The sequence below is a fragment of the Aquabacterium sp. genome (assembly GCF_035476535.1).
Lineage (GTDB): Bacteria > Pseudomonadota > Gammaproteobacteria > Burkholderiales > Burkholderiaceae_C > Pseudaquabacterium.
Map to the genome: position 1 here is coordinate 1 of NZ_DATILJ010000130.1, position 5723 is coordinate 5723.

The 5723-nt window shown below is 67.9% G+C and carries 6 protein-coding genes; all 6 read left to right on the plus strand.

From position 1 onward, the window contains the following. Positions 1 to 1266 (plus strand): 4-aminobutyrate--2-oxoglutarate transaminase (gene gabT, locus VLK61_RS13105; protein WP_325421838.1); only part of this gene is annotated, 1266 nt, incomplete at its 5' end. 65 nt (positions 1267 to 1331) lie between these two features. Next, positions 1332 to 2495 (plus strand): ABC transporter ATP-binding protein, encoded by a 1164-nt coding sequence (locus VLK61_RS13110; RefSeq protein WP_325421840.1) that lies wholly within the window; start codon positions 1332 to 1334, stop codon positions 2493 to 2495. Positions 2496 to 2505: 10 nt separating this feature from the next. Continuing rightward, the gene (locus VLK61_RS13115) at positions 2506 to 2811 is read left to right on the plus strand and encodes a cupin domain-containing protein (protein ID WP_325421842.1); all 306 of its coding nucleotides are present in this window, start codon (positions 2506 to 2508) and stop codon (positions 2809 to 2811) included. Next, complete coding sequence (locus VLK61_RS13120; RefSeq protein ID WP_325421844.1) at positions 2808 to 3839, plus strand: ABC transporter substrate-binding protein; 1032 nt, start codon at positions 2808 to 2810, stop codon at positions 3837 to 3839. The genes VLK61_RS13115 and VLK61_RS13120 overlap by 4 nt, the downstream gene beginning before the upstream one ends. Positions 3840 to 3860: 21 nt before the next feature. Further along, positions 3861 to 5099 (plus strand): ABC transporter permease, encoded by a 1239-nt coding sequence (locus tag VLK61_RS13125; RefSeq protein ID WP_325421846.1) that lies wholly within the window; start codon positions 3861 to 3863, stop codon positions 5097 to 5099. Between the two features lie 7 nt (positions 5100 to 5106). Beyond that, positions 5107 to 5723, plus strand: a 617-nt coding sequence (locus VLK61_RS13130; protein WP_325421848.1) for an ABC transporter permease, incomplete at its 3' end; no start/stop codon positions are given.

Consider the following 5723-nt stretch of genomic DNA (forward strand, 5'->3'; position numbering starts at 1 on the left):
GCGCTGATGGCCCGCCGCCGCGCCGCACTGCCGACCGGCCTGGGCCAGGCCCACGAGATCTTCGTGCAGCGTGCCGAGAACGCCGAGGTCTGGGATGTCGAAGGCAAGCGCTACATCGACTTCGCCGGCGGCATCGCGGTGCTGAACACTGGCCACCGCCACCCGGGCGTCGTCGCCGCTGTGCAGGCGCAGCTGGAGCGCTTCACGCACACCTGCTTCCAGGTGCTGGCCTACGAGCCGTATGTCGAGCTGGCCGAACGGCTCAACGCCAAGGCGCCTGGTGACTTCGCCAAGAAGAGCTTCTTCATGAGCACCGGCGCCGAAGCGGTGGAAAACGCCATCAAGGTGGCACGCGCCTACACCAAGCGCTCCGCGGTGATCGCCTTCGGCGGCGGCTTCCACGGCCGCACGATGATGGGCATGGCGCTCACCGGCAAGGTCGCGCCGTACAAGGCGGGCTTCGGGCCCTTCCCGGCCGAGGTCTACCACGCCCGGTTCCCGTGCGCGCTGCACGGCGTCAGCGTCGACGACGCGATGGCCTCGATCGACGCCATCTTCAAGGCCGATGTCGAGCCAGCCCGCGTGGCCGCGATCATCCTCGAGCCGGTGCAGGGCGAAGGCGGCTTCCATGCCGCGCCGGTGGACTTCGCCAAGCGCCTGCGTGCGCTGTGCGACCAGCACGGCATCGTGCTGATCGCCGACGAGGTGCAGACCGGCGCCGGCCGCACCGGCACCTGGCTGGCCTGCGAACAATGGGGCGGCGCGGCGCCGGACATCATCACGATGGCCAAGTCCATGGCCGGCGGCTTTCCGCTGTCGGCCATCATCGGCCGCGCCGAGATGATGGACGCACCCGGCCCCGGTGGCCTGGGCGGCACCTACGCCGGCAACCCGCTGGCCTGCGCGGCGGCGCTGGCGGTGCTGGAGGCCTTCGAGTCGCAGGACCTGCTGGCCCGCAGCCAGGCCATCGGTGAACGACTGAAGGCCGGCCTGCGCACCATCGCCGCGAAACATCCGGTGATCGCCGATGTGCGCGGCCTCGGCGCAATGGTCGCCATCGAGCTGTGCCGGGGCGGTGACCTGCATCAACCCGACACGGCACTGACAAGTGCCGTGGTGAAGGCTGCTGCGCAGGCCGGATTGATCCTGCTATCGTGCGGCAGCTACGGCAACGTGATCCGCGTGCTGGTGCCCCTGACCGCTTCGGACGCCTTGCTCGACGAAGGCCTGGCCATCCTGGCGGACTGCTTCGACCGCCTGGCCTGACAACGGCAACATCCCCCGCACACGCATCCCCGCGCGCACCCCCGGCCCCCAAGGACCACCGCACCATGAGCTCAGTGTCCAAGCGTCCCGCTCCCCCCTTGCGCGTGGTGCAGCCACCGGCCGATGCGGGCGACGGCGCGCAGCAGGCGGCGCGCGACACGCTGGTGCAATTCCGCGGCGTGCAGAAGACCTACGACGGCGAGACGCTGGTCGTGCGCTCGCTGGACCTGGACATCCGCCGCGGCGAGTTCCTGTCGCTGCTGGGCCCCTCGGGCTCGGGCAAGACCACCTGCCTGATGATGCTGGCCGGCTTCGAATCGCCCACCGCCGGCGAGATCCTGCTCGACGGCTCGCCGATCACGCGCACACCGCCGCACAAGCGCAACTTCGGCATGGTGTTCCAGAACTACGCGCTGTTCCCGCACCTCACGGTGGCGCAGAACGTGGCTTACCCGCTGACCGTGCGCAAGGTGCCGAAGGCCGAGATCGCCACGCGGGTGGCCAAGGCGCTGGCCATGGTGCAGCTCACCGGCCGCGACCAGCGCTTGCCGGGGCAGCTCTCCGGCGGCCAGCAGCAACGCGTGGCATTGGCCCGTGCGCTGGTGTTCGAGCCGCAACTGGTGCTGATGGACGAGCCGCTGGGCGCACTGGACAAGCAACTGCGCGAGCACATGCAGATCGAGCTGAAGGAATTGCACCGCCAGCTTGGCGTCACCTTCGTCTATGTCACGCACGACCAGGGCGAGGCGCTGACGATGAGCGACCGCGTGGCGGTGTTCAACGACGGCGAGATCCAGCAGATCGATGCGGTCGAGCGGCTGTACGAAACCCCGGCCAACCGCTTCGTCGCCGGCTTCGTCGGTGACAGCACCTTGCTGACCGGCACCATCGGCGCGTCACAGGGCGGCGGCTGCGAGCTGGTGCTGCCCACCGGCGAGCGGCTGGCCGGCATCAACGTCAACAGCGCACTGCCCGGTGCGGCGGTGGTGGCCTCGGTGCGGCCCGAACGTGTCGCAGCGCTGTTCACGCCGCCGGAACACGTGAGCAACACGCTGAAGGCCGCCGTCAAGGACGTGATCTATTTCGGCGACCACCTGCGGCTGCGCTGCGCGCTGGCCGGCCAGGCCCAGGCCACCGTGAAGCTGCCGCTGTCCGCCGGCGAGCAGCCGGTGCCGGGGCAAACCGTGTGGCTGCACTTCCCCACACCCTACCTGCGTGTCTACGCCTGAGCACCTTCGCATGAACAAGGCCACAGCCATCCCGCGCCTGGACAACGAACGCGTCGTCGTCACCGAATGGTGCTTCGAGCCCGGTGCCGAAACCGGGCATCACGTGCACATGATGGACTACCTCGTGATCCCGCTCACCGACGGCACGCTGGATGTCGGCGGCATCCAGACCACGCTGCACACCGGCGTGGCCTACGCCCGGCCTGCCGGCGTCGCGCACAACGTCATCAACGCCGGCCAGCAAGCGCTTCGCTTCATCGAAGTGGAGCTGAAGTCCCCCGCTTTCCCATCCACTCCTCGAGGAGTTTCGTCATGAACAAGCGTTTTCTGAGCCTGGCCGTTCTGGCAGCCGCGTCGGTCCATGTGGCCGCCGCGGACCAGCTCACCGTCGTCAACTTCGGCGGCGCCAATGGCGCGGCGCAGAAGAAGGCCTTCGTCGAACCGTTCGAGAAGAGCGGCGGCGCCAAGATCGTGCCGGTCGAATACAACGGCGAGCAGGCCAAGATCAAGGCCATGATCGAGACCAAGAAGATCACCTGGGACGTGGTCGAGGTCGAGTCGCCCGACGTCACCCGGGGCTGCGATGAAGGCCTGTTCGAGAAGCTGGACTACGCCAAGATCGGCAACCGGGCCGATTTCCTGCGCGCCGGCGTCACCGAATGCGGCATCGGCGTCTTCGTCTGGTCCACCGTGATGGCCTACAACGGCGACAAGCTGAAGGATGGCCCGAAGAGCTGGGCCGAGTTCTGGGATGTCAAGAAGATCCCCGGCAAGCGCGGCATGCGCAAGGGCGCGCGCTACAACCTCGAATTCGCGCTAATGGCCGACGGCGTGCCGGTGGCCGATGTCTACACCGTCCTGCGCACCAAGGAAGGCGCCGACCGCGCGTTCAAGAAACTCACTGAACTCAAGCCGCACATCCAGTGGTGGGAAGCCGGCGCGCAGCCGCCGCAGTACCTGGTGGCCGGTGACGTGGTGATGAGCACGGTCTACAACGGCCGCATCGACGCCGCCAACCGCGAAGGCAAGAACCTGAAGATCACCTGGACCGGCGGCATCTACGACCTGGACTACTGGACCATCGTCAAGGGCACGCCGAACAAGGAAGCGGCCTACAAGTTCATCGCCTTCGCCAGCACGCCGGAAGCCCAGGCCGAGTACGCGAAGAACATCGCCTACGGCCCGACCAACCAGAAGGCGCTGGCCAAGCTGGATGCCAAGGTGCTGGCCAACCTGCCGACCGCGCCGGCCAATGCCAAGGACGCGATGCAGTTCGGCGTCAAGTTCTGGGCCGATCAGGGTGAAGAGCTCGAGAAGCGCTTCGCTTCCTGGGCCGCCCAGTAAACCGGCCGGCAGGGGCTGACGATGACCACCGCCGTGCTCGGATCGACCGAACTGCGCCGCTCGCTGCTGAGGGTAGAGCAGCGCCGCCGGCTGGTGGCCATCAGCCTGACCCTGCCCTTGCTGGTGTTCCTGCTGCTGACGCTGCTGGTGCCGATCGCCGCGCTGCTGCAGCGCGCGGTCGAGAACCCCGAAGTGGCCGGCAGCCTGTCGCGCACCGGCGCGGCGCTGGCCGAGTGGGACCGCCGCAGCCCGCCGCCGGCGGCCGCCTTCGCTGCTGTGGCCCAGGACCTGGGCTCGCTGGCCGAAGGCTCGCAAGCCGGCGCACTGGCACGGCGGCTGAACACCGAAGCCTCCGGCGCCCGCTCGCTGATCATGAGCACCTACCGCGCGCTGCCACTGGGCGACAAGCTGAGCGCCGAGCAGACGCGCGCCAAGATGCTGGAGCTCGACGAGCGTTGGTCGGACCTGCGCTACTGGCAGGCGATCGCCAAGAACGCCTCGCGCTGGACACCGGACTACCTGCTGACCGCCGTCGACCTGAAGCGCCAGGCCGAAGGCGGCATCGCCCGCGTCGAACCCGAGCAGCGCGTCTTCGGCCGCATCCTGTTGCGCACCTTCGAGATCAGCCTGGTCGTCACGCTGTGGTGCCTGGCGCTGGCCTACCCGCTGGCCTACTGGCTGTCGACGCTGCCGGCGCGCCGCGCCAACGTGCTGATGATCCTGGTGCTGGTGCCCTTCTGGACCTCGATCCTGGTGCGCGTGGCGGCGTGGATCGTGCTGTTGCAGCGCGAAGGCCTGGTCAACAAGAGCCTGATGGCGCTGTCGGTGATCAACGAGCCGATGACGCTGCTGTTCAACCGCACCGGTGTCGTGATCGCGATGGTGCACATCCTGCTGCCGTTCATGATCCTGCCGCTGTACAGCGTGATGAAGTCGGTGCCGGGCACCTACCTGCGTGCAGCAGTCTCGCTCGGCAGCCCGCCGCTGGCCGCGTTCTTCCGGGTTTATGTGCCGCAGACCTGGCCCGGCATCGGCGCCGGCTCGCTGCTGGTCTTCATTCTCAGCATCGGCTACTACGTGACACCGGCACTGCTGGGCGGCGCGGACGATCAGATGCTGAGTTACTACATCGCACAGTACACCAATGTCGATGTCAACTGGGGCATGGCCTGCGCGCTGGGCACCGTGCTGCTGACGGCCACGCTGCTGCTCTATGCGGTGTACCGGCGTTTGGTCAAGTCCGAACTCAGCCTGGGATGAGGCCGCGATGAACCTGCCGATCTTCCCGGCCTACTACACGCCGATCGACAAGCTGGGCTGGTGGGCGCTGCGCGGCTTCGGCGTGCTGATGCTCGGCTTCCTGCTGCTGCCGATCCTGGTCATCGTGCCACTGTCGTTCTCCGCCAGTTCCTTCCTGGCCTACCCGATGCCGGGCTGGTCGATGCAGTGGTACCAGAACCTGTTCAGCTCCGGCGAATGGGCGCGCGCGGCGAAGAACAGCTTCATCGTCGCACCGGCCGCGACGCTGATCGCCACGACCTTGGGCACGCTCACTGCCGTTGGCCTGGCGCGCGTGCAGTTCCCGGGCAAGGGCCTGCTGATGAGCCTGCTGATCGCGCCGATGGTGGTGCCCATCGTCGTCGTCGGCGTGGCCTGCTACCTGTTCTTCGCGCGCATCGGCCTGGCCGACAGCTACCTCGGCCTGATCATCGTGCATGCCGCGCTCGGCGCGCCGTTTGTCGTCACCACCGTGCTGGCCACCTTGCAGAGCTTCAACCACAACCTGGTGCGCGCTTCGCTGAGCCTGGGGGCGTCGCCGATCACGACCTTCTTCCGCGTCACGCTGCCGGTCATCGCGCCCGGCGTCATCTCGGGCGCGCTGTT

What these genes read in the sequence shown, in the direction of transcription:
- VLK61_RS13110 (WP_325421840.1), top strand. Translation starts at nt 1,332, where the DNA reads ATGAGCTCAGTGTCCAAGCGTCCCGCTCCCCCCTTGCGCGTGGTGCAG.
- VLK61_RS13120 (WP_325421844.1), top strand. Translation starts at nt 2,808, where the DNA reads ATGAACAAGCGTTTTCTGAGCCTGGCCGTTCTGGCAGCCGCGTCGGTC.
- VLK61_RS13115 (WP_325421842.1), top strand. Translation starts at nt 2,506, where the DNA reads ATGAACAAGGCCACAGCCATCCCGCGCCTGGACAACGAACGCGTCGTC.
- VLK61_RS13125 (WP_325421846.1), top strand. Translation starts at nt 3,861, where the DNA reads ATGACCACCGCCGTGCTCGGATCGACCGAACTGCGCCGCTCGCTGCTG.